This is a genomic window from Aquabacterium fontiphilum (assembly GCF_009909205.1).
Lineage (GTDB): Bacteria > Pseudomonadota > Gammaproteobacteria > Burkholderiales > Burkholderiaceae_C > Aquabacterium > Aquabacterium fontiphilum.
Genome location: NZ_JAAAPN010000009.1, coordinates 1 through 26,230, shown reverse-complemented (window position 1 = coordinate 26,230; position 26,230 = coordinate 1). Strand labels below are relative to the sequence as shown.

Below are 26,230 nucleotides of genomic sequence, written 5' to 3'. Positions count from 1 at the left end.
GTCAACATGGCTGCGACGTCCCTCAAGGAATTCGTCTCGAGCTTTTTCCTGCTCGAGCTCTTCAAAGGCATGGCCATCACCGGCCGCCACTTCCTGAAGCCGCACATCACCGTGCAGTTCCCGGAAGAGAAAACCCCGCTGTCGCCGCGTTTCCGCGGCCTGCACGCCCAGCGCCGCTATGAGAACGGCGAAGAGCGCTGCATCGCCTGCAAGCTGTGCGAAGCCGTGTGCCCGGCCATGGCCATCACGATCGAGTCGGCTGTGCGCGACGACGGCCAGCGCCGCACCACGCGCTACGACATCGACCTGACGAAGTGCATCTTCTGCGGCTTCTGCGAAGAAAGCTGCCCGGTCGATGCCATCGTTGAAACCCACATCTTCGAGTACCACGGAGAGAAGCGTGGCGATCTGTACTTCACCAAGGACATGCTCCTGGCGGTGGGTGATCGCTATGAGAAGGAAATCGCCGCGAACAAGGAGGCGGACGCCAAGTACCGCTGAACCATGGACACATTGAGCCTACTTTTCTACGCCTTTGCCTTCGTGCTGGTCTACGCGGGCTTCCGCGTGATCACCGCGAAGAGCCCCGTGACGGCGGCCCTGCACCTGGTGCTGGCCTTCTTCAGCGCCTCGTGCGTGTGGATGCTGCTGCAAGCCGAATTCCTCTCGATCACCCTCGTGCTGGTGTACGTGGGCGCCGTGATGGTGCTGTTCCTGTTCGTCGTGATGATGCTCGACATCAACATCGACTCGCTGCGTCAGGGTTTCTGGAAGCACTTCCCTGTAGCCGGCCTGATCGGCGCCGTGATCGCCGTGCAGATGGCCTTTGTGCTGACGCGTGGCTTCGACCTGCCTGAGGCGCGCCCGATGGCGCCCGAGATCGCCGAGCTGCCCAACACCAAGGCGCTGGGCATCCTGATGTACACCGAGTACGTCTTCCTGGTGCAGGTGGCGGCCGTCATCTTGCTGGTGGCGATGATTGCCGCCATCGCGCTGACGCTGCGCAAGCGCAAGGATTCGCGCTACCAGGATCCGTCCGAGCAGGTTCGTGTCAAGAAGGCCGATCGCCTGCGTGTGGTCAAGGTCGCCCCGCAAGTCGAGGCGCCGGCCCAGCCTGAGAACAACCCCAACGGAGGCCAGGCATGACCTCGATCACCCTCGGACATTACCTGTCGCTCGGGGCCATCCTGTTCGCCATGTCGGTGATCGGGATCTTCCTGAACCGCAAGAACCTGATCGTGCTGCTGATGGCCATCGAGCTGATGCTGCTGGCCGTCAACCTGAACTTCGTGGCCTTCTCCCATTACCTGGGTGACATGCATGGCCAGGTCTTCGTGTTCTTCATCCTGACCGTGGCCGCAGCCGAGTCGGCAATCGGTCTTGCCATTCTCGTGGTGCTGTTCCGCAACCGCGCGTCGATCAACGTCGATGAACTCGACACCCTGAAGGGGTGAGGCGGCGTCGCCAGGAGAACCCATAACCATGTCAGAGATCACTCAAAACTCGCTGCTGGTCGTCGCGCTGGCCCCCCTGGTGGGCGCCATCGCGGCGGGCCTGTTCGGCAAGGTCGTCGGGCGCCGTGGCGCCCACGTCATCACCATCCTCGGGGTGTTGGTTTCCTTCATCTTCTCGGTCATGACGCTCAAGGCGGTGGCCGTGGATGGCGCATCGTTCAATGCCACCGTCTATGAATGGATGACGCTTGGCTCGCTGAAGATGGAAGTCGGCTTCATGGTCGACGGGCTCACGGCGATGATGATGTGCGTGGTGACCTTCGTGTCGCTGATGGTGCACATCTACACCATCGGCTACATGGAAGAAGACCCGGGCTACCAGCGCTTCTTCTCGTACATCTCGCTGTTCACGTTCTCGATGTTGATGCTCGTGATGAGCAACAACCTGCTGCAGCTGTTCTTCGGCTGGGAAGCGGTGGGCCTGGTGTCCTATCTGCTGATCGGCTTCTGGTACAAGAAGCCGACCGCCACCTTCGCCAACATGAAGGCCTTTCTGGTCAACCGTGTGGGCGACTTTGGCTTCATCCTGGGCATCGGTCTGCTGCTGGCCTACACAGGCACGCTCAACTACACCGAGCTGTTTGCCAAGGCGGGCGACCTGACCAGCCTGACGCTGCCGAACACCGACTGGGCGCTGATCACCGTGATCTGCATCTGCCTGTTCATCGGCGCGATGGGCAAGTCGGCGCAGTTCCCGCTGCACGTGTGGCTGCCGGACTCGATGGAAGGCCCGACGCCGATCTCGGCGCTGATCCACGCCGCCACCATGGTGACGGCCGGCATCTTCATGGTCTCGCGCATGTCGCCGTTGTTCGAGCTGTCTGATGCGGCACTGAACTTCATCCTGGTGATCGGCTCGATCACGGCGCTGTTCATGGGCTTCCTGGGCATCATTCAGAACGACATCAAGCGCGTGGTGGCTTACTCCACGCTGTCGCAACTGGGTTACATGACCGTGGCCCTGGGCGTGTCGGCCTACAACGTGGCGGTCTTCCACCTGATGACCCACGCCTTCTTCAAGGCGCTGCTGTTCCTCGGTGCCGGCTCGGTGATCATCGGCATGCACCACGATCAGGACATCCGCAACATGGGTGGTCTGTGGAAGTACATGAAGATCACGTGGATCACGTCGCTGCTGGGCTCGCTGGCCCTGATCGGCACGCCGTTCTTCTCGGGCTTCTACTCGAAGGACTCGATCATCATGGCGGTTGAAGCCAGCACGCTGCCGGCAGCAGGTTTTGCCCAGTTTGCGGTGATCGCGGGTGTGTTCATCACCGCCTTCTACAGCTTCCGGATGTATTTCCTCGTCTTCCACGGCAAGGAGCGCTTCCACAACAAGCCGTTCCCGGGTGAGCACGACCACCACGATGACGACCACGACCACGCGCACACACCGCACGAATCGCCCTGGGTGGTGACGGCGCCGCTGCTGCTGCTGGCTGTGCCTTCGGTGGTGATCGGCTTCCTGGCGATCGAACCCATGCTGTTCGGCGAGTTCCTGAAGTCGGCGATCTTCGTGGATGCGGCCAAGCATCCGGCCATGGCTGAACTGCGCGAGTTCTTCTACCACGGTGCGGTCCAACCCACCGGCAACGAAGCAACCGCAATGGGGCTGCACGGCTTCATGACGCTGCCGTTCTTCCTTGCGCTGGGTGGCGTGATCACGGCCTACGTGTTCTACATCGTGGCGCCGCAGATCCCTGCCATGTTCGCCCGCGTGCTGCGTCCGCTGATCGTGATCGGCGAGAACAAGTACTACATGGACTGGATCAACGAGCACATCATCGCTGCCGGCGCGCGCCTGCTGGGCCGTGGCCTGTGGAAGGTCGGCGACCAGACGCTGATCGACGGCCTGCTGGTCAACGGGTCGGCCCGCCTGGTGGGATTGATCGGTTCGCTCGTGCGCCTGTTCCAGACGGGTTACCTCTATCACTACGCGCTGGTCATGATTCTGGGCATCTTCGCCCTCATGACCTGGTTCGTGTTCATGCAGCCGTAAAGCGCGAGGCCGGTTCATGCAAACCATGTCTAATCTTCTGTCCATGGCCATCTGGATCCCGGTGGCCTTCGGGATCGCCCTGCTCGTGATGGGGCGCCAGGCCAATGCCAATGTCGCCCGTTGGGTGGCGCTGGTGGGCGCCCTTGTCGGCTTCGCCGTGACCATTCCGGTCATGACGCAGTTCGACGGCAGCACCGCTGCCATGCAGTTCGTCGAGAAGGCGGTCTGGATCGAGCGCTTCAACGTGTTCTACCACCTGGGTGTCGACGGCATCTCGATGTGGTTCGTGCCGCTGACGGCCTTCATCACCATCATCGTGGTGCTGGCCGGCTGGGAGGTCATCGAAGACCGTCCGCATCAGTACTACGGCGCCTTCCTGATCCTGTCCGGCCTGATGGTCGGCGTGTTCTCGGCGCTGGACGGCCTGCTGTTCTACGTCTTCTTCGAAGCGACGCTGATCCCGATGTACATCATCATCGGCATCTGGGGCGGCCCGCGCCGTGTGTACGCTGCGTTCAAGTTCTTCCTGTACACGCTGCTCGGTTCGCTGCTGATGCTGATCGCGCTGATCTACCTGTACTACAAGTCCTCGGGCAGCTTCGACATCCAGGCCTGGCACCAGTTGCCGCTGGCCGCCACTCCGCAGGCTCTGTTGTTTGGCGCTTTCTTTGCCGCGTTTGCCGTGAAGGTGCCGATGTGGCCGGTGCACACCTGGCTGCCCGACGCCCACGTCGAGGCTCCCACGGGCGGCTCGGTGGTGCTGGCGGCCATCATGCTGAAGCTGGGCTGCTATGGCTTCCTGCGCTTCATGCTGCCCATCGTGCCGGATGCGTCGCACCAGTTCGCGCCGATCGTGATCGGCCTGTCGCTGGTGGCCGTGATCTACATCGGTCTGGTGGCCCTGGTGCAGCAGGACATGAAGAAGCTGGTGGCGTATTCGTCGATTGCGCACATGGGCTTCGTCACGCTGGGCTTCTTCATCTTCAACGAGCTGGGCGTGATCGGCGGCATCGTGCAGATGATTGCCCACGGTTTTGTCTCGGGCGCCATGTTCCTGTGCATCGGCGTGCTGTACGACCGCGTGCACTCGCGTGAGATCGCGTCGTATGGCGGGGTGGTCAACACCATGCCCAAGTTCGCCGCGTTCGCGCTGCTGTTCGCGATGGCCAACTGCGGTCTGCCGGGCACAGCCGGCTTCGTCGGCGAGTGGATGGTGATCCTGGGTGCCGTGCAGTACGACTTCCTGATCGGCCTGCTGGCGGCCACCGCCCTGATCCTGGGCGCCGCCTACACCTTGTGGATGTACAAGCGCGTGTACTTCGGTGACGTGACCAACGACGATGTCCGTGCGCTCAAGGACATCAACGCCCGCGAATTCCTGATCCTGGCCGTGTTGGCGGCCGCCGTGCTGTGGATGGGCATCCAGCCCAAGCCCTTCACCGATGCGATGCATGTGTCGGTGGTCGAGCTGCTCAAGCACGTGTCGTCCAGCAAACTGAACTGAGGGCCGCAAGAACATGACTGATTTGAACTGGCTCGCACTGACCCCGGAGATCGTGCTGTTCGGGCTCACCTGCTTGGTGACCCTGGTCGATCTGTTCGTCACCTGCCCGCGTCGCCGGCCCACCTATGTGCTGTCGATGCTGTCGCTGGCTGCCGTGGCCGCGCTGCACCTGATGTCGCTTGACCAGACGGCCTCGGTCTATGCCATGAACAAGATGGTGGTGACCGATGCCATGGGCCACCTGCTGGCGCTGTGCGCCACGCTGGCCGTGATGGCGGCTCTGACTTATTCGCAGACCTATGCCAGCGACCGCGAGATGCTCAAGGGCGGGGAGCTGTTCTCGCTGAGCATGCTGGCGCTGCTGGGCATTTCCGTGATGATCGTCGGGGCCAACTTCCTGACGATCTATCTGGGTCTGGAGCTGATGTCGCTGTCGCTGTACGCCTTGGTGGCACTGCGCCGTGACCATGTGCAGTCGACCGAGGCGGCGATGAAGTACTTCGTGCTGGGCGCGCTGGCTTCGGGCTTCCTGCTCTACGGCATGTCGATGATGTACGGCGCCACGGGCTCGCTGGATCTGGCCGAGGTGTATCAGGCCACGCTGGCCGGTGAGGCCAACCGCCAGGTGCTGGTGTTCGGTGTGGTGTTCATTGTGGCCGGCCTGGCATTCAAGCTGGGTGTGGTGCCGTTCCACATGTGGGTGCCCGACGTGTACCAGGGTGCGCCGACGGCGGCCACGCTGATGGTGGCGGCTGCGCCCAAGCTGGCCGCGTTCGCGATCACGCTGCGTCTGCTGGTCGAAGGCATGGTCAATCTGGCCACAGACTGGCAGCAGATGTTGCTGGTGCTGGCGGTGGCCTCGATGACGCTGGGCAACCTGGCGGCCATTGCGCAAACCAACCTCAAGCGCCTGCTGGCCTACTCCGGCATTGCACAGCTGGGCTTCATGCTGCTGGGCTTCGTGCCCACGGTCGTGGCGGGCAACACCGTGTCGGCCGGCAACGGCTACGGTTCGGCGCTGTTCTATGTGGTCACCTACGTGCTGACTACGCTGGGCACCTTCGGCCTGATCATGCTGCTGTCGCGTCCCGGCTTCGAGTCGGAGCAGGTCAATGACCTGGCCGGCCTCCACAAGCGCAGCCCGGCGATGGCCGCGGCCATGGCGGTGTTCATGTTCTCGCTGGCCGGCATTCCGCCGACGGTGGGCTTCTACGCCAAGCTGGCCGTGCTGCAGTCGCTGGTGACGACCAACTCGCCCTTCCTGCTGCAGATCGCCATCGCGGCCGTGCTGCTGTCGCTGATCGGCGCCTACTACTACCTGCGCATCGTCAAGGTCATGTACTTCGATGAGCCGACCGACACCCATCCTGTGGTGCAGTCGGGTGGCGCGCGGGCCCTGCTGTCCGTCAATGCGCTGGCCGTGCTGGTGCTGGGTGTGCTGCCCGGTGGGCTGATGACCCTGTGCGCGGACGTGATCCAGCGCGCCGTCGCGGGCTGAGGCCGGCATGGGCGGGCTGATTCCAGGCTGGTCGGTCGCCTTGCTGCTGGTGGTGGCCGTGGTGGCCGCCAACCTGCCGTTTCTGTCCGAGCGGCTGTTTGCCCTCGGGCCGCGTCGGGCGCCCAAAGCCTTCTGGTGGCGGGTACTTGAGTGGTTGGTTTACTCGACACTCGTCGCACTGCTCGGCCGGGCCATCGAATCCCACCTGGGGCAAACCAGCCCGGTGCGCTGGGAATTTGTGGCGGTGTGGGTGTGCGTGATGGCCACCCTGGCCTTTCCGGGCTTCGTCTGGCGCCATCTGCGTCGCGGGGCCTGAGCATGACCGATCGCGTCGAGGGCTCACGTGCCAGCGACCTCGTGGGGGGCGACGATGCCCATCTGCGTGAGACCACGGTGGCGTCCACCAAGGTCTACGAAGGCCACTTTCTGACTGTGCGTCGTGACGTGGTGCGGCTGCCGAATGGCCGCGAGGCCGCCCGGGAGTTCGTGAACCACCCGGGCGCGGTCATGATCGTGCCCATCCTGCCGGATGGTCGCCTGGTGCTGGAGCGCCAGTACCGCTACCCCGTTCGACAGGTGATGGTGGAGTTTCCAGCCGGCAAGCTCGATGCGGGCGAGGGTGGCCTGGTCTGCGCGCAGCGCGAACTGTTGGAAGAAACCGGTTACCGTGCCCGCCGGTGGGCGCGCGCCGGTCTCATGCACCCGGTGATCGGCTATGCCGACGAGGCCATCGAGATCTGGTTTGCCGATGGCCTGACGGCCGGTGAGCGACAACTGGACGATGGCGAGTTTCTCGACGTGTTTGCCGCCACCCAGGCCGAACTGGAGGATGGTGTGCGCGACGGCGTGGTCACCGACGTGAAGACCATCGTGGGCCTGATGTGGCTGGCGCGCTGGCGGGAAGGCCGCTGGCCGCTGAGCTGGCAGGACGTCTGACCACCGCCACCCGGGCGTGCGGGCGCAGAAGGGCGCTCAGCCGAGGACGCGGCCGGGGTTCAGCAGATTGTGCGGGTCGAGCGCCCGCTTGATGGCTCGCATGGCCGCGATGGCGGCAGGATCCCGGTGCCGCACCAGCTCCTCGCGTCGCAGCACGCCGATGCCGTGCTCGGCCGAAATGGTGCCGCCATGCGCACGCACGGCGTCGAACACCAGGCGGTTGACCTCTTGTTCGAACGCACGGAACGCGTCGCCGTGGGCTTGCGCGGGTGGGGCCTGAACGTTGTAGTGCAGGTTGCCATCGCCCAGATGCCCGAAACACACCACGCGCGCCTGTGGCCACTGGCGGCCGATCGCCTGCTCGGTTTCAGCGGACCAGTCGGCCAGCCTCGAAGCAGGCAGGCCGATGTCGTGCTTGACCATGATGCCCTCGGTGCGTTCGGCCAGCGGAATGCCCTCGCGCAGGGCCCACATGGCAGCGCGCTGGCGCTCGGATTGCGCCACCACGGCATCGTCGATCAGGCTGTCGGCCAGGGCGTCGGCGAGCAGTGCGGCCAGCGTGTCGCCCGCATGGGCCTGGCTGTGCGGTGATGTGTGTTCGATGAGTACCGCCCAGCCATGATGCCCCGCGCTGGCAGCCGCGGGCAGCGCGCTGGTGACGGCCGGCAGGTGCGCTTGCACCAGCGCAAGCGCCCGGGGCGCCATGGCTTCGAACGCGACCAGCCCGGCGTCGAGCGCCTGGCGGGCGCGGTGAAGCAGCGTGACCGCCTCGGCCAAGCCGCGGCAGGACACCAGTGCCGTGGCTTCGCCGCGGGGCATGGGAAACAGGCGCAGCGTGGCGGCGGTGATGATGCCCAGCGTGCCTTCGCTGCCGATCATGAGGTCGCGCAGCGCGTAGCCGGTGTTGTCCTTGCGCAGGCCCTGAAGCTGCTGCCAGCAGTCACCCTGCGCAGTCACCACTTCGAGCCCAAGACACAACTCGCGTGCCGTGCCGTAACGCAGCACCTGCGTGCCGCCTGCGTTGGTGGCGAGGTTGCCACCGATGGTGCAACTGCCGCCAGAGGCCAGGCTGAGCGGAAACATCAGCCCGGCCTTGCGGGCCGCTTCGCGCACGGCATCGAGCGTGCAGCCGGCCTCGACCGTGATGCTCAGGTTGGGGGCGTCCAGCACACGCACATGTGTGAGCCGGCCGAGATGCAGCACGATCTGGGTGCCGCTGTCGTCCGGCACCGCGCCACCAACCAGGCTGGTGTTGCCACCCTGGGGCACGATGGGCCAGCCGTTTGTGGCGCAGACCCGCACCACGTCGACCACCTCGGCCGTGTTGGCGGGTTGCACCCAGGCGAGGCAGCGCCCTTCATATCGCCCCCGCCAGTCCCTCAGATAAGGGCGCAGGGCATCGGACTGCGCCGGATCGGGCAGGCGCACATGCTGGTCGCCCACCACGGCGGCGAGCGCTGCATGCACCGACGCGCCGTGGCCCACTCGTCAGCCCTTGTCGGCTTTGCCCGGCAACACGCGCAGCCGCAGCCGCACATAGGCCGCGCAGCCCACGAAGAGGCCGACAGACAGGATCACCTCGATGCCCGCCAGCCAGGCCGACAGACCGCCGTCGCCTGTGGCGCGCACCAGCCCCTCGGCCACGTACAGCCAGACCAGCAGCGACGTCCAGCGGTAGGTGAACATGCGGTGCTTGAGCATGCCGGTCAGCGGCACGACCAGCGGGATCACCTTCAACGCCAGCGCGCCCGTGCCGCCTGGCAGCGGGGCCAGCCACAGCTCCCAGGCCAGGCCCAGCACGATGAGCCCGACCAGCAGCGCCACGCAGAGCAGCCGCAGTTGGTGGATGCGCGCCAGGCGTTCGGGCGGATGCTGGCCGACGACGAGTTCGTCTCCGGCCTCGGAGAGGGGGTGTGCTGACATGGGTGGCATCATAGCCACCATGATGCGTGTTTTGTCCAAGCTCGGCCGGTTGCAGCGGCAATGGCGCGAGGCCCTGGCTGCGTTGCAGCACTGGCCGTGGCTGCGCACGCTGCAGACGCTGCAGCTGCGCTTCCGGGAAGACCGGCTGGGGCTGACCGCGGGCAGCCTGACTTTCACGACCACCATTGCGCTGGTGCCCTTGTTCACCGTGATGCTGGCGCTGTTCAGCGCGTTTCCGGTGTTCGGGCGGTTCCGCAAGGTGCTGGAGAAGCAGTTGCTCCAGGGGCTGGTGCCCGATGCGATCGCCAAGCCTGTGCTGCTGTCACTGACGCAGTTTGCCGAGAAGGCGAGCCAGCTTGGTGGCCTGGGCTTGATTGCCTTGGGCGCCAGTGCCATGGCGCTGATGCTGACCATCGACCACACGCTCAACGCGATCTGGCGTGTGCGCCGTAAGCGGCCCTTCACCCAGCGGGTGCTGGTGTATTGGGCGGCGCTGACGTTGGGACCTTTGCTGCTCGGCATCAGCCTGTGGCTGACTTCGTATGTGCTGTCGGCCTCGCGCGGCTGGGTGGGGCAGATCCCGGGGGGCGTGGCCTTCTTGCTCAACCTGTCGGTGTTCGCGCTGCAGACGACCGGCTTCGCGGCATTGTTCCGGTATGTCCCCAACACCTTTGTGCACTGGCCGCACGCCTGGGCAGGTGCCTTGCTGACCACACTGGGACTGGCAGGCGCTCAACAGATCCTGGCCTTCTACCTGACCAAGGTCCCAGTGCATGCAACCATCTATGGCGCGTTCGCAGCGGTGCCGATCTTTCTGATCTGGCTGTATCTCAGCTGGGTGATCGTGCTGTCCGGAGCGGTGCTGACCGCCTACCTGCCCAGTCTGTTGTCAAGGGTGTCCCGCTGGGACGACGGCCCAGGCAGCCGCTTCGCGCTCGCGCTGGCCGTGGTGCAGGCGCTGGGGGCTCAGCGGGAGCAAGCAGGGCGCGGTCTGACCGCCGACGGGCTGGCCGAGCGACTGCGGACCGATCCCCTGCAGATTGAGCCGATTCTCGCCATGCTGCAGGATCTTGACTGGGTGGGGCATCTGGACGAGGCCGATGCGGGTCATGGCGGGCGCTTCGTCCTGCTGTGCGACCCCGCGCACACGCCAGTGGCGCCGCTGGCGGGTGCTACCCTCATCCGGCCCGACGGGCATACCCAGGCGTTCTGGGCCCGCGCCGGGCTGGATGACATGACGCTGGCCCAGGCCATGGCCTGAGTGCGCCATCCTCACCACAACGTCACACGGGTTTTTGAAACGGTTGCGGGTCTTCCCCCTGTTCATGAGACGATACGTCTGTCGGAATGTGACAGAAGTCCTTGTTCCACCGATCACGAAGGAGACCCCGCCATGAAAGTCAGCGACATCCTGCGCGTCAAGGGCAGCACCCTGTTCACGGTCCAGCCCGACCAGCCGCTGTCGGAGGCAGCCAGCACGATGGCCGAACACGACATCGGCTCGCTGGTGGTCATGGAGCACGGCGACCTGGCCGGCATGCTGACTTTCCGTGAGGTCATTCAAGGCACGGTGCGCAATGGCGGTGCGTTTGGCACCCTGCGCGTGCGCTCGGTCATGGATGACCATCCCATGACCTGCACGCCGGAAACCGACATCGACGAAGTGCGGCGCATGATGCTGAACCGCCATGCGCGCTACATGCCGGTCATGACCGACAAGACGCTGATGGGCGTGATCTCGTTCTATGACGTGGCCAAGGCTGTGGTTGACGGCCAGGACTTCGAAAACCGCATGCTCAAGGCCTACATCCGCGACTGGCCTGTGGAAGAGAACGCGGGCGAGCGCCAGGCGCTGCTCTGACGCGACCGGCTTGGGCGCATGGGCCGCGCAGGGGCGGCCATGATGGGGGACAATACTGTCTGGCTCACTCGATAGTCTGGACGTTTCCCACATGGCTGGCAGCACCTTCGGTCTTCTGTTTACGGTCACCAATTTCGGCGAATCGCACGGTCCGGCCATTGGCTGCGTGATCGATGGCTGCCCGCCGGGCATGACGCTGTCCGAGGCCGATATTCAGCCCGATCTGGATCGCCGTCGCCCCGGCACGTCCCGCCACGTGACCCAGCGCAACGAGCCCGATGCCGTCGAGATCCTGTCCGGCGTGTACGAGGGCAAGACCACCGGCGCACCGATCGCCTTGCTGATCCGCAACACCGACCAGCGCAGCAAGGACTACGGCAACATCCTGCAGACCTTCCGGCCCGGTCATGCCGACTACACCTACTGGCACAAGTACGGCATCCGTGATCCTCGCGGCGGTGGTCGCTCGTCCGCCCGGCTGACGGCGCCCATGGTGGCCGCCGGTGCCGTGGCCAAGAAGTGGCTGCGCGAGCAGTTCGGCACCGAGATCCGCGCCTGCATGACGCAACTGGGCGAGCAGCCCATCGCCTTCGAGGGCTGGGAACACGTGCCGCACAACCCGTTCTTCGCGCCCAATGTCAGCCAGATCGACGCGCTCGAGGCCTATATGGACGAGCTGCGCAAGGCGGGCGATTCGTGTGGCGCCAAGCTGATGGTCGAGGCCAGCGGCGTGCCCGTGGGCCTGGGCGAACCGCTGTTCGACAAGCTCGATGCCGACATTGCCTACGCGATGATGGGCATCAACGCGGTCAAGGGCGTGGAGGTCGGTGCCGGTTTCGACAGCGTCGCGCAGCGCGGTACGGTCCACGGCGATGAGCTGTACCCGGATGGCTTTGCCAGCAACCACGCAGGCGGCGTGCTGGGCGGGATCTCCACAGGTCAGGACATCCGCGTGGCCATTGCGATCAAGCCGACCAGCTCGATCCGCACGCCGCGCCAGTCGATCGACCTGAACGGCCAGCCCGCCACGGTCGAAACCTTCGGGCGCCACGATCCGTGTGTGGGCATCCGCGCCACGCCGATCGCCGAGGCCATGCTGGCCCTGGTGCTGATCGATCACGCACTGCGCCACCGGGCGCAATGCGGCGATGTGGCCGTCGACACGCCGCGCATCGCGGCACGCCGACCGGCCTGATCTCACATCGGGGTGCCGTGCTGGATGAGCTCGACCTTGTAGCCATCCGGATCGGTGACGAAGGCAATCACGGTGCTGCCGCCCTTGACGGCGCCAGGCTCGCGCGTCACGGCGGCGCCGAGGGTGGGGCCGAGCGCGCGCACCTTGTCGCAGATGGCGGCGATGTCATCGGCGCCGATGGCGATGTGGCCGTAGGCGGTGCCCATCTCGTAGCGCTCGACGCCGTAGTTGTAGGTCAACTCCAGCTCGGCATGTTCCGGGTTGCGGCCGTAGCCCAGGTAGGCCAGGGTGTACTGCTGCTCAGGGCGGTCGACGGTGCGCAGCAGCGTCATGCCCAGGGCCTGGGTGTAGAAGTCGATGGCGCGTTGAAGGTGGCCAACGCGCAGCATGGTGTGGAGCAGGCGCATGGTGGGGCGGTCTCTCGTGAGTGGGGGATGACGAGCCCGCAGTGTGCACCAGCGCCGATGCGCCGTCAGGCGTGGGGCTTAGGCCCACGCCTTCCCGGATCAGGGGATCACTTGAACTGCGGCAGCAGCACGCTGTCGATCAGCCACACCGTGCCATTGGTGGTCTTCACGCCCTTGCAGGCGGCGACCGACTGGTTGACGGAGGCGCCGTCCTTGTCGTAGCCGATGTACAGGGTCTGGCCTTGCAGGGTGCGCACCTGCGCGGGAATGAGGCTGCGGCGCGGGTCGGCCGGGCCACTGGTCACGTGGTAGGTCAGCACGCTGGTCAGCAGGTTGGCATCACCGCCAATGAGGCCGAGCAGGGGGGCGGGCACCTTGCCGAAGGCCGCGTTGGTCGGGGCAAACACCGTGAGGTTGCCCGGGGCGGACAGCGCGCCGACCAGGTTGGCCGACACAACCAGGTTGACCAGCGTGCTCAGCTCGGGCGTGGCGATGGCGGCGTCCACGATGGTGCCCGGAAACTCGGCCAGCTGGGTATGGCGGCATTGCAGGTACTGCCCGACGTTGACGGTGGCATGCGCGGTGGCGGTGGACAGCACCATGGTGGCAGCGGCGAGGGCCAGACCGACTTGACGGGCGAACGGCGTGCGCGAAAGAGAGGTCATGCGAATCTCCTGAAGTGACGAGGTTGCCTACGGATAGACCGGAACGTTTTAAAAGTGACCGATCGGTCGCGATTGTGCAGAATTCCCGTGTCGGGTTGCGTATAACCCTTTGTGAATCAGGGGGAAAGCGTGACGTCGACCCAGCCCCGGACGCTGTTGAGCAGAGCCAGGCCTTCGTGGGCAAGCAGGTCGTCGCGGGTCAACACCCGCTCGGTGAGGCGGCCCTCGGCCAGCAAGGTGGCGCGCATGACGCCCGGCAACAAACCGCTCGACAGGGGCGGCGTGTACCACACGCCATCGCGTTGGAGCGCGAGGTTGCCGATGGTGAATTCGGTGAGCTCGCCGCGGGCGTTGAACAGCAGGGTGTCGACGCAGCCCGGGACTGGCTGGAAGGCCGCATAGGCCTCGCGGCGGGTGGTCTTGTGACGGACGAAGTCGTCTGCTTCAGGCATCGGCGAGGCAGCCAGGCTGACGCGCAGGCCCCCCTCGGGATGCCTGGGTAGGTCGGCCAGCGGGGCACACTCGGCCTGCGGCAGGCCCGCAGTGTCGATCAGCAGGCGTATCTTGAATGCGCCATGCGGGTGGGCTGAAGCCACCTGCGCCAGCGCGTCCTCGATGTCGTGCATGACCCGGGCGGTGTGCGCCGGATCGCGGGCCCACTGCCAAGCAAAATGCGCGGCGCTGCGGCGCAGTCGCGCCAGATGCAGCTCGCGCCGTGCGAGCACGCCGTCTTCGAGGCGCAGTGACTCCAGCAGCTGGAAGGGTCGATCGGCCCGGTGCAGAAAGGCCTGCTTAGCGCGCCATTCGCGCACCTCGGCCGCAGGCTCGGCATCCAGCGTGATGCCGCTGCCCACGCCGCAGCGCGCCGTCCAGGGGGCGTCCGGTGGCGGGGTGTGCAGGACGGCGGTGCGGATGGGCACGTTGAAGGTGGCGCGCCCGCCAGGCTGGATCAGGCCCACCGCGCCGCAATACACGCCGCGCGGGCTGCGCTCCAGCCGGGCGATGTGGTGCATGGCCTGGCGCTTGGGCGCACCGGTGACCGAGCCACAGGGAAAGAGGGCACCAAACAAGGCGCTGAGCGTAAGCCCGGCGCGGCTGCGCGCGCTGATGGTTGAGGTCATCTGCCAGACGGTGGGCCAGGCTTCCAGATCGAACAGCCGGGGTACGGCCACGCTGCCCACCTGCGCCACGCGCGAGAGGTCGTTGCGCAGCAGGTCCACGATCATCAGGTTCTCGGCGCGTTCCTTGTCGCTGGCGCGCAGGGCCTCGGCCGCGTCCGCGTCGGCCTGAGGCTCGGGCTGGCGCGCGGCGGTGCCTTTCATCGGGCGCGTGGTCAGTTGCTCTCCGTGCCAGTCAACGAACAGCTCGGGCGAGACGCTGAGCACCACGCCGGGCGCACGGCAGGCCGCGCGGGCGTCGAGCATCAGGCTGTAGGCCTGCGGCTGGCTGCGCTGCAGGGCTTCGAACCAGGGCACGATCCCGCCCTGGGGCGCGCCCGACGGGTTGCACCAGGTGCTTGCCAGCCGCGTGGTCAGATTGACCTGGTAGACCTCGCCTGCCCGGATCAGCGCGCGGATGGCCTCGATGCGGTCGCGTGCCTCGGGCTCGGCCAGATCGGCTTGCCACGGGCCGGCAGCCCAGCCGCCCGCTGGCGCATCACCGCTGGGCGGCGTGGCAGGGTCAGGCCATGGATGGGCCTCATCGAACACCGCCCACACGGCGTAGGGCTGGCCCGGCGGCAGCGCCTTGACTGGCAGGTGAGGGTTCAGACCCGGCGCAGCCTCATAAGCCACCCAGCCCACGCACCACTGGCCATGCCGGGCGGCCGCATGGACGGCGTCCAGCAGCGGCGCGACCTGGGCAGGGTCGTGGGCCACCAGCCAGCGTGTGGGCTGGCCAAAGCGCCAGCGCCAGCGAGGTGCGTCGGGCGCGGTTGGGTCGGGAAAGTCCACCAGGGCCGTCGGGGCCTGTGGGTCCAGGTCAAGCACGGCGGGAGGGCGTCAGGGCGGTCGACAGCAGCACCAGGCCGGCCAGGGCAAACAGCGCCAAGCTCCAGAACTCGAAGGGCACGCCGAGCAGGTCCACGGCGGCGTCCGCGCACGATGCGCGCACTTCGAACACTTCGGGGAAGCGGGTGTCCAGTGCCGTCCAGCCGATGACCTTGTCAGCCAGGGTCAGGGCGCAGGACTGCGTCTGGGCCGCCACAAAGTGTTGCCACAAGGCGGCGGCGGCTCCGCCTGCGGCAAGCGGCAACGACAGCGCCGCCACGATGCGGCGGGCACCACCCGAGGGCAGGGCGGCGCCCAGCAGCGCGGTCAGGCCCAGCACGATGAACAGCATGCGCTGCAGGATGCACCAGGGGCAGGGCTCCATGGCCCAGCGGTGCTGCGCGTACAGGGCCACGCCGACCGAGCCCAGACAAAGCAGGCCCAGCAAGGTCATCCAGAGTCTGGGAGCGCGTTTGCGCGTCATGCTTGTACTTCGGCGATCAGCTCGATTTCAACGCACGAGCCCAGCGGCAGCTGCGCCACGCCAAAGGCGCTGCGGGCGTGCACGCCGACATCGCCGAACACCTGCCCCAACAATTCGGAGCAGCCGTTGGTGACGAGGTGGTGTTCGGTGTAGTCAGGCGTGCTGTTGACCAGGCTCATGACCTTGACGATGCGCACCACTTTGTCGAGACCGCCGGCCGCGGCAGCCAGGGTGCCCAGCAGGTCGATGGCCACGGCACGCGCGGCGTCCTTGCCCTGGGCGGTGTCCATGTCGCGGCCGAGCTGGCCGGTCCAGACCTGGCCATGGCGCTTGGCGATGTGGCCCGACAGAAACACGAGGTTGCCGGTGCGCACGAACGGCACGTAAGCCGCAGCGGGCACGGCCACGGGTGGCAGGGTGATGCCCAGTTCCTGAAGGCGTTGTTCGATCGACATGGTGGGTGAGCTGGCTGATGGTCCGGCAGAAACGGAGAAGTGCGGCCTGCGGTGCATCTTGCGACGACATCCCACCGCAGGGGGACAGGCAGGCCAGATCGGCGATCCTACACTGAGCCGCATACACGAGAACGAGACAGGGTGTGCGCAATGGGCATGTGGCTGGCCGTCGCATGGGCCTGGGGCGCCGGCGTGCTCTTGCAGCTGCATGAACGCAGCTTGCACGAGCCGGGCGTCTACGGGCTGGGACTGCCGCTGGCGGCCCTTTTGCTGCTGGCAGGCGCCCGGATGCGACCTGCGGCCCGAAGGGCGGCCTGGTTGCTGGCCGTGGCGCTGCTGGCCTGGGCCAGCACAGGTTGGCGCGCGCACCTGCGTGCGCCGGGCCAGGCGGCGCAGGCCGTGCAGGCGGCTTTGCCAGGCTCATGGCAGATGGAGGTGGTGGTCGACGACCTGCCGGTCTGGCATGCGACGCCTGCACCGGGTCGCTGGCGCTTTGACGCGCGACTGATCGCGGCCGCGCCGTTGGCGGCAGAGGGGCCAGTGCTGCGGGCCGGCGGCCAACTCTCGGCTGCCGCGAGCAGCGCGCTGCCTTGGTCACGGGTGCGGGTGTGGGCGCCGGCTCAGGCGTTGCCAATGCCCAGGCCCGGAGAGCAGTGGCGCTTCACGGCACGGGTGGATCGCCCCGACTTCGCCTACAACCCTGGTGCATGGGATGCCGCACGGGCCTTGTTCCAGCAGGCGGTTCACCTGGAAGCGCGCGTCGCGCAACAGCCTGCTGCGGTGCGGGTGGCCACAGTGGACGGCGGGGTGGCTGCGTGGCGCATGCACATTCGGCAAGACATCATGGCGCGGGTGCCGGCTGTGTCGGATGCCGGCGTCATTGCCGGCTTGTCCGTGGGAGATCAGAGCGCCATTGATCGAAGCGATTGGGAGGTTTTCCAGCGCACGGGTGTGGCCCACCTCGTCAGCATCAGCGGCACCCACGTGCTCATGATGGGCTGGTTGGGGGGCTGGCTGGTGCGTCGGGCATGGTCGTGTTCGTTCAGGCTGTGCCGGTGGTGCCCGGCGCCAGTGGTGGGCGCCTGGGCTGCCGTGTTGGCTGCGCTGGCCTACGCCATGCTGGCCGGCTGGGGTGTGCCGGCGCAGCGCACAGTCGTGATGATGGCGCTCATTACCGGGCTGCGTACGCTGGGCGTGGCCTGGCCCGGGGCGCTGATCTGGTCGGCTGCGGCGGCGGTGGTCGCTGTGCTGGATCCCTGGTCGCTGGTGCAGCCCAGTTTCTGGTTGTCGTTCGTGGCGGTGGGCACGCTGATGGTGATGGGGCAGCGCCCCGAATCACGGGTGCCACATCCTCCAGCGGGGCGCTGGCGCGCCATGGTGTCGCGCGCGCGGGATGTGGCTGGCGAACTGGTGCATACGCAGGCGCGTGTCTCGCTGGTGCTGACGCCCGTGGCGTTGCTGTGCTTCGGCTCGGTGTCGCTGCTCGGCTTCCTGGTCAACCTGCTGGCCATTCCCTGGTTCACGCTGGTGATCACGCCGCTGTCGCTGCTGGGCATCGTGTGGGCGCCAGTCTGGGATGTGGCGGGCTGGGCCGTGGCGCTCAGTCGCGATTGGCTGGCGGTGGCGGCCGACTGGCGGTGGGCGTCGACGCCCTTGCCGGACGGCCCCTTCTGGCTCGGTGCGCTGGCCGTGATCATGGCGCCTTTGCTGCTGTTGCCCCTGCCGGGCCACTTGCGGTGGTGGCTGCTCCCGCCTGCGGTGATGTGCCTTTGGTTGCCCCCGGCCTGGCGCGATGTGTCGCCACCGGCCTGGGGACACTGGCAGGCTTTGGTGTTGGATGTGGGCCAGGGCTCGGCCATCGTGTTGCAGACAGCACGGCACACGCTGGTCTTCGATACCGGCGCACGCTGGCCCTCCGGGACAGATGCGGGGCAGCGCATGGTGCTGCCGGCGCTCGGTGCACTGGGCATACGCCGGGTGGATCGGCTGGTGATCAGCCACGACGACATCGATCACAGCGGGGGGGCGGCGTCAGTGGCGCGCCGCATGGCGGTTGACAGCCTGGCCACCTCCGTGCCGCCCGGCCATGCGCTGTGGCAACTGCGGGACGCCCGCGGCGTCGTGCCCGCTTCGCATCCTTGTCGGCAAGGTGAGCAGTGGTCGTGGGATGGTGTGCTCTTTGTCTGGCTGCACCCGCGCGATGCGGGGCCCACCGCTGAGGACGACAACGCCCGTTCGTGTGTGTTGCGGGTCAGCGCCGCCCAGGGCACCGGCGCAGCCATGCTGCTGACCGGCGACATCGGCGCGCCGCAGGAGGAGGAGTTGGTGCGCACCGTGCCGGAGGCGTTGCGGGCCGAGGTGCTGATCGTGCCCCATCACGGAAGCGCCACCTCATCCAGCCGGGCCTTTCTGCACGCTGCGCAACCCGATGTCGCCGTGGTACAGGTGGGGCGACGCAACCGCTATGGCCACCCGGATCCGCAGGTCATGGCACGCTTGCGTGAAGCGGCCAAAGTGGTCCACGTCACCCCTGAATGTGGCGCCTATGTTCATGCCAGCGACGGCCGTCCGGGCCAATGCTGGCGTCAGCGGGCGTCGCCTTACTGGCATCCGGATCGGCTCCACGGCCGCCCGTCTTCGCGACCATGAGCGCTCAGTCGTCGTCGCGTTCCGGTAGCTGGCTGGCCAGCACCTTGTCCACGCGCTTGCCGTCCATGTCGACGATCTCGAAGCGCCAGCCGTCCCATTCGACCGTGTCGGTGGTCTTTGGCAGGCGACCCAGCAACAGCATCATCATGCCCGCCAGGGTGTTGTAGCGGCCACGGTCTTCGTCAGGCAGGTTGCGGATGTCGAGCCGGTCTTTCAGCTCGGTGGCCGGGATCAGGCCATCGACCAGCCATGAGCCGTCTTCGCGCTGAATGGCCCATGCGTCTTCGGCCTGCGGCGGTGTGAACTCGCCGGTGATGGCCTCCAGCACGTCGCGCAGCGTGATGACGCCCTGGACCTCGCCGTATTCGTCCACGACGAACACCATCTGCGTGTCCGAGCCGCGGAAGTGTTCCAGCAGCTCCATGCCCGACAGCGTCTCGGGCACGAACACGGCTGGCAGCAGCCCGTCGTTCAGGCTGTGGGCCTGGTTCTGCGTGAGTTGGTGGAGCAACTGCTGCGCGGTGATGACGCCCACCACATCGTCGAGCCCGCCGCGGCACACCGGGTAGCGCGAGTAGCCGTGTTCGGCAATGGTGGCCAGGTTCTCGGTCATGGGCGCGTCGACATTGAGCCACGCGATGTCGCTGCGCGGGATCATCATGGAGCTGATCAGTCGCTCGTCGAGGCGGAACACGTTGCGCACCATCTGGTGCTCATGGGCCTCGATGACGCCGGCATCCAGCCCTTCTTCGAGCTGTGCAGCGATCTCTTCCTCGGTCACGCTGCGGTTGCCGTTGTCGCGTATGCCGAGCGCGCGCAGGATGCCTTCGGTCGTGGCCGCCAGCAGGCGGACGAAGGGCCGCGTCAGGGTCGACAGCCACGTCATGGGCTGCGCGATGGTGCGGGCGACCGCCTCAGGGTACATCTGGCCGACGCGCTTGGGCACCAGCTCGCCGAAGATGATCGTCATGAAGGTGATGATGACGACGACCAGGCCGGTGGCCGTGATCGAGGCCGCGCGCTCGGGCATGACGAACTGGTCGATCAGCCACATGGACAACGGTGCCGAGAAGGCCGCTTCACCCACGATGCCGTTGAGCACACCGATCGAGGTGATGCCGATTTGAACAGTGGACAGGAACTGCGTGGGGTTGTCGTGCAGCGCCATGGCGGCTTTGGCGCCCGCATCCCCTGACTCGACAAGTACCTGTAGGCGGGCCTTGCGGCTGGCGGCCAATGCCATCTCGGACATGGCAAACAGGCCGTTGAGCAGAATCAGAAAGGTCAGTAGCGCGACTTCCATGGGCGGCGCCGGGCGGGCCGGGCCATCTGTGACGAGGCCTTTAGCGTAGCACGGGCCCCTCCTGCACCCATGCCGCGGCGCGCTCGCCGATCATGATGGAGGGGGCGTTGGTGTTGCCGCCTACCAGCGTGGGCATGATGGAAGCGTCCGCCACGCGCAGCCCCTCGATGCCATGCACCTGAAGCCGGTCGTTGACCACGGCCAACGTGTCATGTCCCATCTTGCACGTGCCCACCGGGTGGTAGATGGTTTCAGCGTGCGCGCGAATGTAGTCGGCCAGCTCCGCGTCGGTCTGGTGTGCCGGGCCCGGTGCGAGCTCCTCCCCGCGCAGGCCATCCCACACGCTGGAGGCGAAGATCTCGCGTGCGCGCCGCACGCCCTTGATCAGCGTCTGAAGGTCATCCGGGTGGCTGAGGTAGTTGGCCTCGATCACGGGCGCGTCGGCCGGGTTGGCCGAGTGCAGGCGGATGCGTCCGGCGCTCTTGGGCCGCAGTTGGCAGACGTGCATGGTGTAGCCCTCCTGGCCCAGGTAGCGCAAGTCACGCCCGTGGTCGCGCAGTGCCGCCGGCATGAAATGCAGCTGCAGATCGGGAATGGCTTCCTCGGGCGACGATTTGATGAAGCCCGCGCCCTCGGCGCCATTGCTCGCCAGCGTGCCGCTGCCGCGGGCCGCGTAGACCATGGCGTCCCAGGGGCCGCGCAGGCCGTTGCGCCACGTCAGGCCGGCCGAAACTGGCTTGAGGCAGCGGTGGGTGAGCGTGAGGTCGAGGTGGTCCTGCAGGTTGCGGCCAACGCCGGGCAGATCGTGCACGCAGGCAATGCCGTGTTGTTGAAGTTGCGACGCGTCGCCGATGCCGGACAGCATCAGCAGGTGGGGCGACTGGATGGCACCCGCCGACAAGATGACCTCGCCATCGGCGTGCAGCACCTGTGTCCGCCCGCCCTGCACATACTCGACCCCCACCGCCCGGCGGCCGGACAGCATCACCCGGGTGACATGGGCGCCTGTGACGATGCGCAGGTTGGGCCGCTGGCGCACATCGGGCGTCAGAAAGGCCTTGGCGGCGCTGCAGCGCCGACCGCGTACCTGCGTGAGCTGGTAGACGCCCACGCCTTCTTGCTCGGCGCCGTTGAAGTCGTTGTTGAACGGGTGGCCGACCGACACAGCTGCATCGATGAAGGTGCGCGTCAGCAGGTGCGGGGTGAGCGGGTCGGTTACATGCAACTCGCCGTCTGCGCCATGAAAGGCGTCGGCACCGCGCACCTGGCGTTCTGACTTGCGAAACCAGGGCAGCACATCCTCATAGGACCAGTCGCGATTGCCCAGCGAGGCCCAGAGGTCATAGTCGTACCGATGGCCCCGGGTGTACAGCATGGCGTTCATGCCGCTTGAGCCCCCCAGCATCCTGCCGCGCGGCCAGAACAGGCGGCGCCCCGCCAGGCCGCTTTCTTCTGCGGTGTGGAACTGCCAGTTCAGCCGCTTGCTGCGCATCAGCCACAGCATGCCCATCGGGATATGAATGGAGGGATGGCGGTCATCTGGCCCGGCTTCCAGCAGGCACACTTGCACCCGAGGGTCTTCGCTGAGGCGCTTGGCCAGCACGCAGCCGGCAGAGCCGCCCCCGACGATGATGTGGTCGACATGGTGCTGGGTCACGGCGTCTCCTTGATTTGACGTACTGGAAGAATGTTGGATACCGATAGTATGCGAAATACAGAAGAGAAACGCAAGGCGTTCAACGAAAGCCGCACGCCCCGGCGGTCGGGCTTGCGCGAGCAGCACGCCGAGGCGACCCGGCAGGCCTTGCTGACTGCTGCGAGCGCCCGTTTTGCCCAGCAGGGCTACGCCCACACCAGCCTGGACGACGTGGCGGCCGACGCTGGCACGACCAAGGGCGCCGTCTACCACCACTTCAAGGACAAGCAAGCCTTGTTCGCCGCGACCTATGAGCACCTGTCGGCCGCGCTGGTCGAGGCGCTTGTGCGGCATCCTCAGATGGCCTCTGGCGAGGTCGCCGACGCCATCGCGGCGTTTCTGGAGCTGGCACCCCACCCCGGCTACAGCCGCGTGCTGTTTCTGGAAGGGCCGGCGGTGCTGGGGCCGGCTGCCTGCCGGGCCATCGACATGCGGCACGGTCTGGGGCTGATGGAAGCGCTGGTGTCGCGGTTCATCACGCCTGAGGTGCGCAGCCTGGCTTCAACCAGTGTGCTGACCCGGCTGATGTTGGCCACCCTGATCGAGGCCGTTCAGATGATTGCCTCGGAGCCCGACGCCGCCGCGGCGGCAGCCGTCGCCCGGCAGGCCCGCCATGTGCTGGATCGGTCGTTCGGGGCGCTGGCGGCGCCGCGCTGAGCCTGTGGCCGCTAACATGGCAGAGACATGAACTACCTCATTGGCGATGTGCAGGGCTGTTGTGGCCCACTGGAGACGCTGCTGGCCACGCTGGGCTTTTCGCCCTCGCGCGACCACGTGTATGTGCTGGGCGACCTGGTCAACCGCGGGCCGGATTCGCTGGGCGTGCTCAAGCTGCTGCGCGGGCTGGAAGGCAGCGCGACCTGTCTGCTGGGCAACCACGACCTGCACCTGCTGGCGGTGGCCTGCGGCGTGCGCCAACCGCATCGCAACGACACGATCAAGCCCATCCTGGAGGCGCCTGACCGGGTGACCTGGCTGGATTGGTTGCGTCACCGCCCCCTGGCCGTTTCGGCCCACGGCTGGCTGATGGTGCACGCGGGTGTATTGCCCCAATGGACCCGGGCTCAGACCCTGGCGCTGGCCGACGAAGTGACGCAGGCGCTGCAGGCAGACGATTGGGCCGACCACCTGCAAGAGATGTATGGCAACCAGCCCGACCAATGGGACGACCGCTTGACGGGCGCAGATCGGCGCCGTTGCATCATCAACGCGCTGACCCGGCTGCGTTTCTGCTCGGCCGACGGGCGCATGGACTTTGCTGCCAAAGAAGGGGCCGGGCAGGCGCCCGCGGGTTGCATGCCGTGGTTCGATGTGCCGGGGCGCCGCACGGCCGGCGAGCCTATCGCCTTCGGGCATTGGTCGACGCTGGGGCTGGTCACGCGGCCCGATCTGCTGTCGCTGGATACCGGCTGCGTATGGGGCGGGCAGTTGACCGCCGCGGCCTTGGATGATGAGAGCGGCGTGCGCATCATCCAGTTGCCGTGCCCGCAAGCGCAAAAGCCGGGTTGACCGATCGCGAAACTGCCTCGCGCGGGCGGCTACAATGCTGCGCTGAACCAGGGTGTGTGGCCGAGTGGTTTAAGGCACCGGTCTTGAAAACCGGCGAACGTTTGCGCGTTCCGTGAGTTCGAATCTCACCGCACCCGCCATCCCAAGTGCTTGTCAGGGCTTAAGAATCCCTCCAGACGGGCTATCCGGGGTGATGACTGTGACAGTTGAGCGTGCCATTTTGGTATCTTCCAGCCTGTGAAGAAAGACGAAGTGGCCAAGCCAATTGGACTGTCCCGCCCTAGCGGGCGCCATCCACAGGTTCGCATCTGTATTCCCAAGGACTTACAACCTCTCTACGGTGGGCGGAAGGACTTCCGCGTTAGTCTGGGGCCTGTCTCCGCAGCACAGGCTAAGGAGGCCGCCCACCGGGTTCGGTGCGAGAAGGAGCGGGAGTTTGCTAGTAAGCGGCAAGAGCTTCTCCTGGCCGGGGCACCGCTGCAAGACATCAGACCCGAAATGGCACAGGTGGTCGCCCGCGCGGTTTACGCAGACGGGCTGCATCAAGACGATGTCATGCGGGAAGACCCCACCCTCCGGCCCGTGCTTGAAGAGTTGGCTGCGTTGACCCCCTCCCGCGTTGCTGCCTCGCGGCTCTCCATAGGTGGGGCACGGCGGCCCTCCGCTGTTCGGGGTGCATATGCTGATGGCCTATCCGATGAGCACGCCGAAGCTTTAGCCGGTCTGAATGAGTTCATGACGGAGCGTGCGGCAACCGACTTGGCCCGTCGAAGGTTGGCGCATGTGCAGCCCCTTGCCGACCGCATTGCGCGCCGCATGGGCCTCGCTGTGGATTGGTCCACAGATGCTGGTCGGGCTGCCCTAAGGCTTTGCCTTGAGCATTACCAGATGGCTTGGAGAGCCCGAGCAGCGCGCGACAGTGGCGAAGTTATCCAGACCCCTGACCGTTCCTTGCCATCGTCTGTTGGGCGTCCTGTGGTCGCCTTGACACCCACCGCGGGCCACAAGCTGCGGGACGTGTTCAACAGATGGAAGGTCAGCGGCGACAACCCAAGCGCAGGGACCATCCGGAAAAAGGAGATTGCGGTAAGGCTCTATGAGCAGTTCACCGGGGACGCTCCAATCGAGTCCTTGACGCCGGAGATGGGGGATGCGTTCGCCGGGTGGCTGCTGACCCGCTGCAAGGCCGAGAAGACCGCCAAGGACCACTTGGATGCTGTCAAGTCCCTGCTGAACAGGGCGACCAAGCAGGGTGGTCTCGGGTGGTTGCCTGAGAACCCTTGGCAGGCTTGGCGGGTTAAGGTCCGCAAGGTGAACACTCGGAAGCCCTGGTGTGCCGAGGACCTCGTGAAGCTGTTTGATTCCCCCCTATTTAGGTCCTACGAACTGCCCTCGTCGCCTTCCGCTGGTGGTGCGGCCGCTTACTGGGTTCCCCTCCTTGGGCTCTTTACCGGCGCCCGTCAGTCTGAGTTGTGCCAGCTTCGCACGGCCGATATTGAGGCCGATGGGGAGGGGCTGGTCTTGTTCATCACGTCAGAGCGGGGCGATGAGGAGGACGGAACAGATGCGACCAGTACTAAGACCGAAGTGTCCAAGCGGCGTATCCCTGTCCATCCCGAGTTGCTCCGTCTGGGTTTTGGGGACTACTGGGAGGACGTGAGGAGGGCTGGCCACAAGCTGCTGTTTCCTGCGGTGCAGCGCGCCGCGGGGCGTCCTGCGGGTGAGTACTTTTCCGATTGGTTTCTGATCTACAGGCGCGCCCAGGGGATTACCAAGCGGTGGGTTGACTTCCATGCCTTCCGCCACACGGCATCCACTAGGCTGACGGATGCGGGGGTGTCTGATACCGTCGTTGACTACCTGACGGGGCACGCATCGTCGGGCCGGGGCAGTGCCCGCACGTACAAGCACATGCAGGAGTTGCGGGGACTTCAGGCCAAGCTTGCGTACCCCGAGTTACGTCTGCCGCGCGTGTATTACGGGAGGGACGAAGCTTAGGCCCCCTACCCCCTTTGTGGAGCTCACTTGGGTGATGATCTGCGGGCTACCTGCGGCCTCCCTGGGTTGGGCTTAGGTGGTCTTTTTCCGTGGGCTATGTCTCCTCCCGCGGCCTCCCGAGGGGAGCAGGGGTGCTATGCAGCTCGTCGCGGGGCTGGTCGTGGTCGCCTAGCGATAGGGGCAGAGGGTCAGGAGAACATCCAAGCCAGCGCGCCCACCACCGCTAGCGCCCCTAAGGCCCTGCCCGTCAAGGCCAGCACGGGGTCGCGCGAAGGAATGAGCGTCAGTAGGCCAGCCAGCGCCAGCGCCCCAGGCAGCCCGAGGACTTGGGTTCCCAGGTAGAGGCCCCCGCATATCAGTAGCGAGGGGATTGCCATAAAGGTGAGCAGCGCTACACCCCCTGCGGCTTTGTCTACGTCCATCGTAGGTCCTCCGTGTGTTGTTCTAGGTGCGATGGTAGCTGGTCACACGCACGGGCAAAAAGACAGGTGCGCCGGAGGGCGCGCCCGCAGGCCGCGACCGCCCTGGGGCGTGCACGCGCCGCCGTGGTTAATCGTACGAGAGGCCCGATGAACACTGGCGTCTCTCGCTTTTCTGTTGACTGTAGGTGTCCAATTTGGACACCCCAGGTGGGCCTGGGCTTGCT

Annotated in this window: 24 protein-coding genes, 1 tRNA gene and 1 pseudogene; 17 read left to right on the top strand and 9 right to left on the bottom strand. The window is 66.3% G+C overall.

Annotated features, from left to right (window positions below):
* Nucleotides 1–6 precede the first annotated feature (6 nt).
* The 8 genes from nuoI to GTZ97_RS11575 are packed head-to-tail and all read left to right on the top strand — an operon-like array spanning nt 7 to nt 7,451.
* The gene (nuoI, locus tag GTZ97_RS11610; protein ID WP_161650805.1) at nt 7–501 is read left to right on the top strand and encodes an NADH-quinone oxidoreductase subunit NuoI; all 495 of its coding nucleotides are present in this window, start codon (nt 7–9) and stop codon (nt 499–501) included.
* Nucleotides 502–504: 3 nt separating this feature from the next.
* Nucleotides 505–1,146, top strand: a complete 642-nt coding sequence (locus GTZ97_RS11605; protein WP_161650804.1) for an NADH-quinone oxidoreductase subunit J — start codon at nt 505–507, stop codon at nt 1,144–1,146.
* The gene (gene nuoK, locus GTZ97_RS11600) at nt 1,143–1,454 is read left to right on the top strand and encodes an NADH-quinone oxidoreductase subunit NuoK (protein WP_161650803.1); all 312 of its coding nucleotides are present in this window, start codon (nt 1,143–1,145) and stop codon (nt 1,452–1,454) included. Before GTZ97_RS11605 ends, nuoK begins: the two co-directional genes overlap by 4 nt.
* A 28-nt stretch (nt 1,455–1,482) precedes the next feature.
* A complete protein-coding gene (nuoL, locus tag GTZ97_RS11595; RefSeq protein ID WP_161650802.1) occupies nt 1,483–3,513 on the top strand; it encodes an NADH-quinone oxidoreductase subunit L in 2,031 nt (676 codons plus the stop codon).
* 25 nt (nt 3,514–3,538) lie between these two features.
* Nucleotides 3,539–5,017, top strand: a complete 1,479-nt coding sequence (locus GTZ97_RS11590; protein WP_161650801.1) for an NADH-quinone oxidoreductase subunit M — start codon at nt 3,539–3,541, stop codon at nt 5,015–5,017.
* A 13-nt stretch (nt 5,018–5,030) separates the two neighbouring features.
* A complete protein-coding gene (gene nuoN / locus GTZ97_RS11585; RefSeq protein ID WP_161650800.1) occupies nt 5,031–6,515 on the top strand; it encodes an NADH-quinone oxidoreductase subunit NuoN in 1,485 nt (494 codons plus the stop codon).
* Between the two features lie 7 nt (nt 6,516–6,522).
* Nucleotides 6,523–6,831 (top strand): DUF2818 family protein, encoded by a 309-nt coding sequence (locus GTZ97_RS11580; protein ID WP_161650799.1) that lies wholly within the window; start codon nt 6,523–6,525, stop codon nt 6,829–6,831.
* 2 nt (nt 6,832–6,833) lie between these two features.
* Nucleotides 6,834–7,451 carry an NUDIX domain-containing protein gene (locus tag GTZ97_RS11575; RefSeq protein ID WP_161650798.1) on the top strand — a complete coding sequence of 206 codons (618 nt, stop codon included), beginning with the start codon at nt 6,834–6,836 and terminating at the stop codon, nt 7,449–7,451.
* 36 nt (nt 7,452–7,487) lie between these two features.
* On the opposite strand, the gene GTZ97_RS11570 is transcribed toward GTZ97_RS11575, so the two are convergent.
* Nucleotides 7,488–8,918 carry an FAD-binding oxidoreductase gene (locus GTZ97_RS11570; RefSeq protein WP_330863602.1) on the bottom strand — a complete coding sequence of 477 codons (1,431 nt, stop codon included), beginning with the start codon at nt 8,916–8,918 and terminating at the stop codon, nt 7,488–7,490.
* Between the two features lie 21 nt (nt 8,919–8,939).
* A complete protein-coding gene (locus tag GTZ97_RS11565) occupies nt 8,940–9,374 on the bottom strand; it encodes a DUF2069 domain-containing protein (protein WP_161650796.1) in 435 nt (144 codons plus the stop codon).
* 19 nt (nt 9,375–9,393) lie between these two features.
* Here GTZ97_RS11565 and GTZ97_RS11560 point away from each other — a divergent pair, with 19 nt between their 5' ends.
* The 3 genes from GTZ97_RS11560 to aroC all read left to right on the top strand — a co-directional run bounded on the left by GTZ97_RS11560 (nt 9,394) and on the right by aroC (nt 12,430).
* On the top strand, nt 9,394–10,635 hold the full coding sequence (locus GTZ97_RS11560; protein WP_236651176.1) for a YihY family inner membrane protein: 1,242 nt from the start codon (nt 9,394–9,396) through the stop codon (nt 10,633–10,635).
* Between the two features lie 132 nt (nt 10,636–10,767).
* A complete protein-coding gene (locus GTZ97_RS11555; protein ID WP_161650794.1) occupies nt 10,768–11,235 on the top strand; it encodes a CBS domain-containing protein in 468 nt (155 codons plus the stop codon).
* A gap of 91 nt (nt 11,236–11,326) precedes the next feature.
* On the top strand, nt 11,327–12,430 hold the full coding sequence (aroC, locus tag GTZ97_RS11550; RefSeq protein WP_161650793.1) for a chorismate synthase: 1,104 nt from the start codon (nt 11,327–11,329) through the stop codon (nt 12,428–12,430).
* A gap of 2 nt (nt 12,431–12,432) precedes the next feature.
* Here the strand turns inward: aroC and gloA are convergent, their stop codons facing one another.
* From gloA to GTZ97_RS11525, 5 genes are all read right to left on the bottom strand, one after another.
* A complete protein-coding gene (gene gloA, locus GTZ97_RS11545; protein WP_161650792.1) occupies nt 12,433–12,837 on the bottom strand; it encodes a lactoylglutathione lyase in 405 nt (134 codons plus the stop codon).
* A gap of 107 nt (nt 12,838–12,944) precedes the next feature.
* Complete coding sequence (locus tag GTZ97_RS11540) at nt 12,945–13,502, bottom strand: fasciclin domain-containing protein (RefSeq protein WP_161650791.1); 558 nt, start codon at nt 13,500–13,502, stop codon at nt 12,945–12,947.
* A gap of 116 nt (nt 13,503–13,618) precedes the next feature.
* Nucleotides 13,619–15,490 (bottom strand): chorismate-binding protein, encoded by a 1,872-nt coding sequence (locus tag GTZ97_RS11535; protein WP_330863601.1) that lies wholly within the window; start codon nt 15,488–15,490, stop codon nt 13,619–13,621.
* Nucleotides 15,483–15,974, bottom strand: coding sequence for a disulfide bond formation protein B (locus GTZ97_RS11530; protein ID WP_201748266.1), 492 nt, complete (start codon nt 15,972–15,974; stop codon nt 15,483–15,485). Before GTZ97_RS11530 ends, GTZ97_RS11535 begins: the two co-directional genes overlap by 8 nt.
* Complete coding sequence (locus tag GTZ97_RS11525; protein ID WP_161650790.1) at nt 15,971–16,429, bottom strand: RidA family protein; 459 nt, start codon at nt 16,427–16,429, stop codon at nt 15,971–15,973. The genes GTZ97_RS11530 and GTZ97_RS11525 overlap by 4 nt, the downstream gene beginning before the upstream one ends.
* A 156-nt stretch (nt 16,430–16,585) precedes the next feature.
* Between GTZ97_RS11525 and GTZ97_RS11520 the strand changes: the two genes are divergently transcribed.
* Entirely contained in the window at nt 16,586–19,078 is a 2,493-nt protein-coding gene (locus tag GTZ97_RS11520) for a DNA internalization-related competence protein ComEC/Rec2 (protein ID WP_161650789.1), read from the top strand.
* Between the two features lie 4 nt (nt 19,079–19,082).
* Here the strand turns inward: GTZ97_RS11520 and GTZ97_RS11515 are convergent, their stop codons facing one another.
* Entirely contained in the window at nt 19,083–20,381 is a 1,299-nt protein-coding gene (locus GTZ97_RS11515; protein WP_161650788.1) for a hemolysin family protein, read from the bottom strand.
* Nucleotides 20,382–20,421: 40 nt separating this feature from the next.
* A complete protein-coding gene (locus GTZ97_RS11510; protein ID WP_161650787.1) occupies nt 20,422–22,038 on the bottom strand; it encodes a GMC family oxidoreductase in 1,617 nt (538 codons plus the stop codon).
* Between the two features lie 48 nt (nt 22,039–22,086).
* Here GTZ97_RS11510 and GTZ97_RS11505 point away from each other — a divergent pair, with 48 nt between their 5' ends.
* The 5 genes and pseudogenes from GTZ97_RS11505 (at nt 22,087) to GTZ97_RS11490 (ending at nt 25,584) form a co-directional block, all read left to right on the top strand.
* A complete protein-coding gene (locus tag GTZ97_RS11505; RefSeq protein WP_161650786.1) occupies nt 22,087–22,734 on the top strand; it encodes a TetR/AcrR family transcriptional regulator in 648 nt (215 codons plus the stop codon).
* 27 nt (nt 22,735–22,761) lie between these two features.
* Nucleotides 22,762–23,586, top strand: a complete 825-nt coding sequence (locus GTZ97_RS11500; protein ID WP_161650785.1) for a symmetrical bis(5'-nucleosyl)-tetraphosphatase — start codon at nt 22,762–22,764, stop codon at nt 23,584–23,586.
* Nucleotides 23,587–23,636: 50 nt separating this feature from the next.
* Nucleotides 23,637–23,726: transfer RNA gene (locus tag GTZ97_RS11495), tRNA-Ser, on the top strand.
* Between the two features lie 97 nt (nt 23,727–23,823).
* Nucleotides 23,824–24,027, top strand: a pseudogene (locus GTZ97_RS17105) (DUF6538 domain-containing protein); the annotation flags it as partial.
* Nucleotides 24,028–24,570: 543 nt separating this feature from the next.
* Nucleotides 24,571–25,584 carry a site-specific integrase gene (locus tag GTZ97_RS11490; RefSeq protein ID WP_161650784.1) on the top strand — a complete coding sequence of 338 codons (1,014 nt, stop codon included), beginning with the start codon at nt 24,571–24,573 and terminating at the stop codon, nt 25,582–25,584.
* The last annotated feature ends 646 nt before the right edge of the window (nt 25,585–26,230 follow it).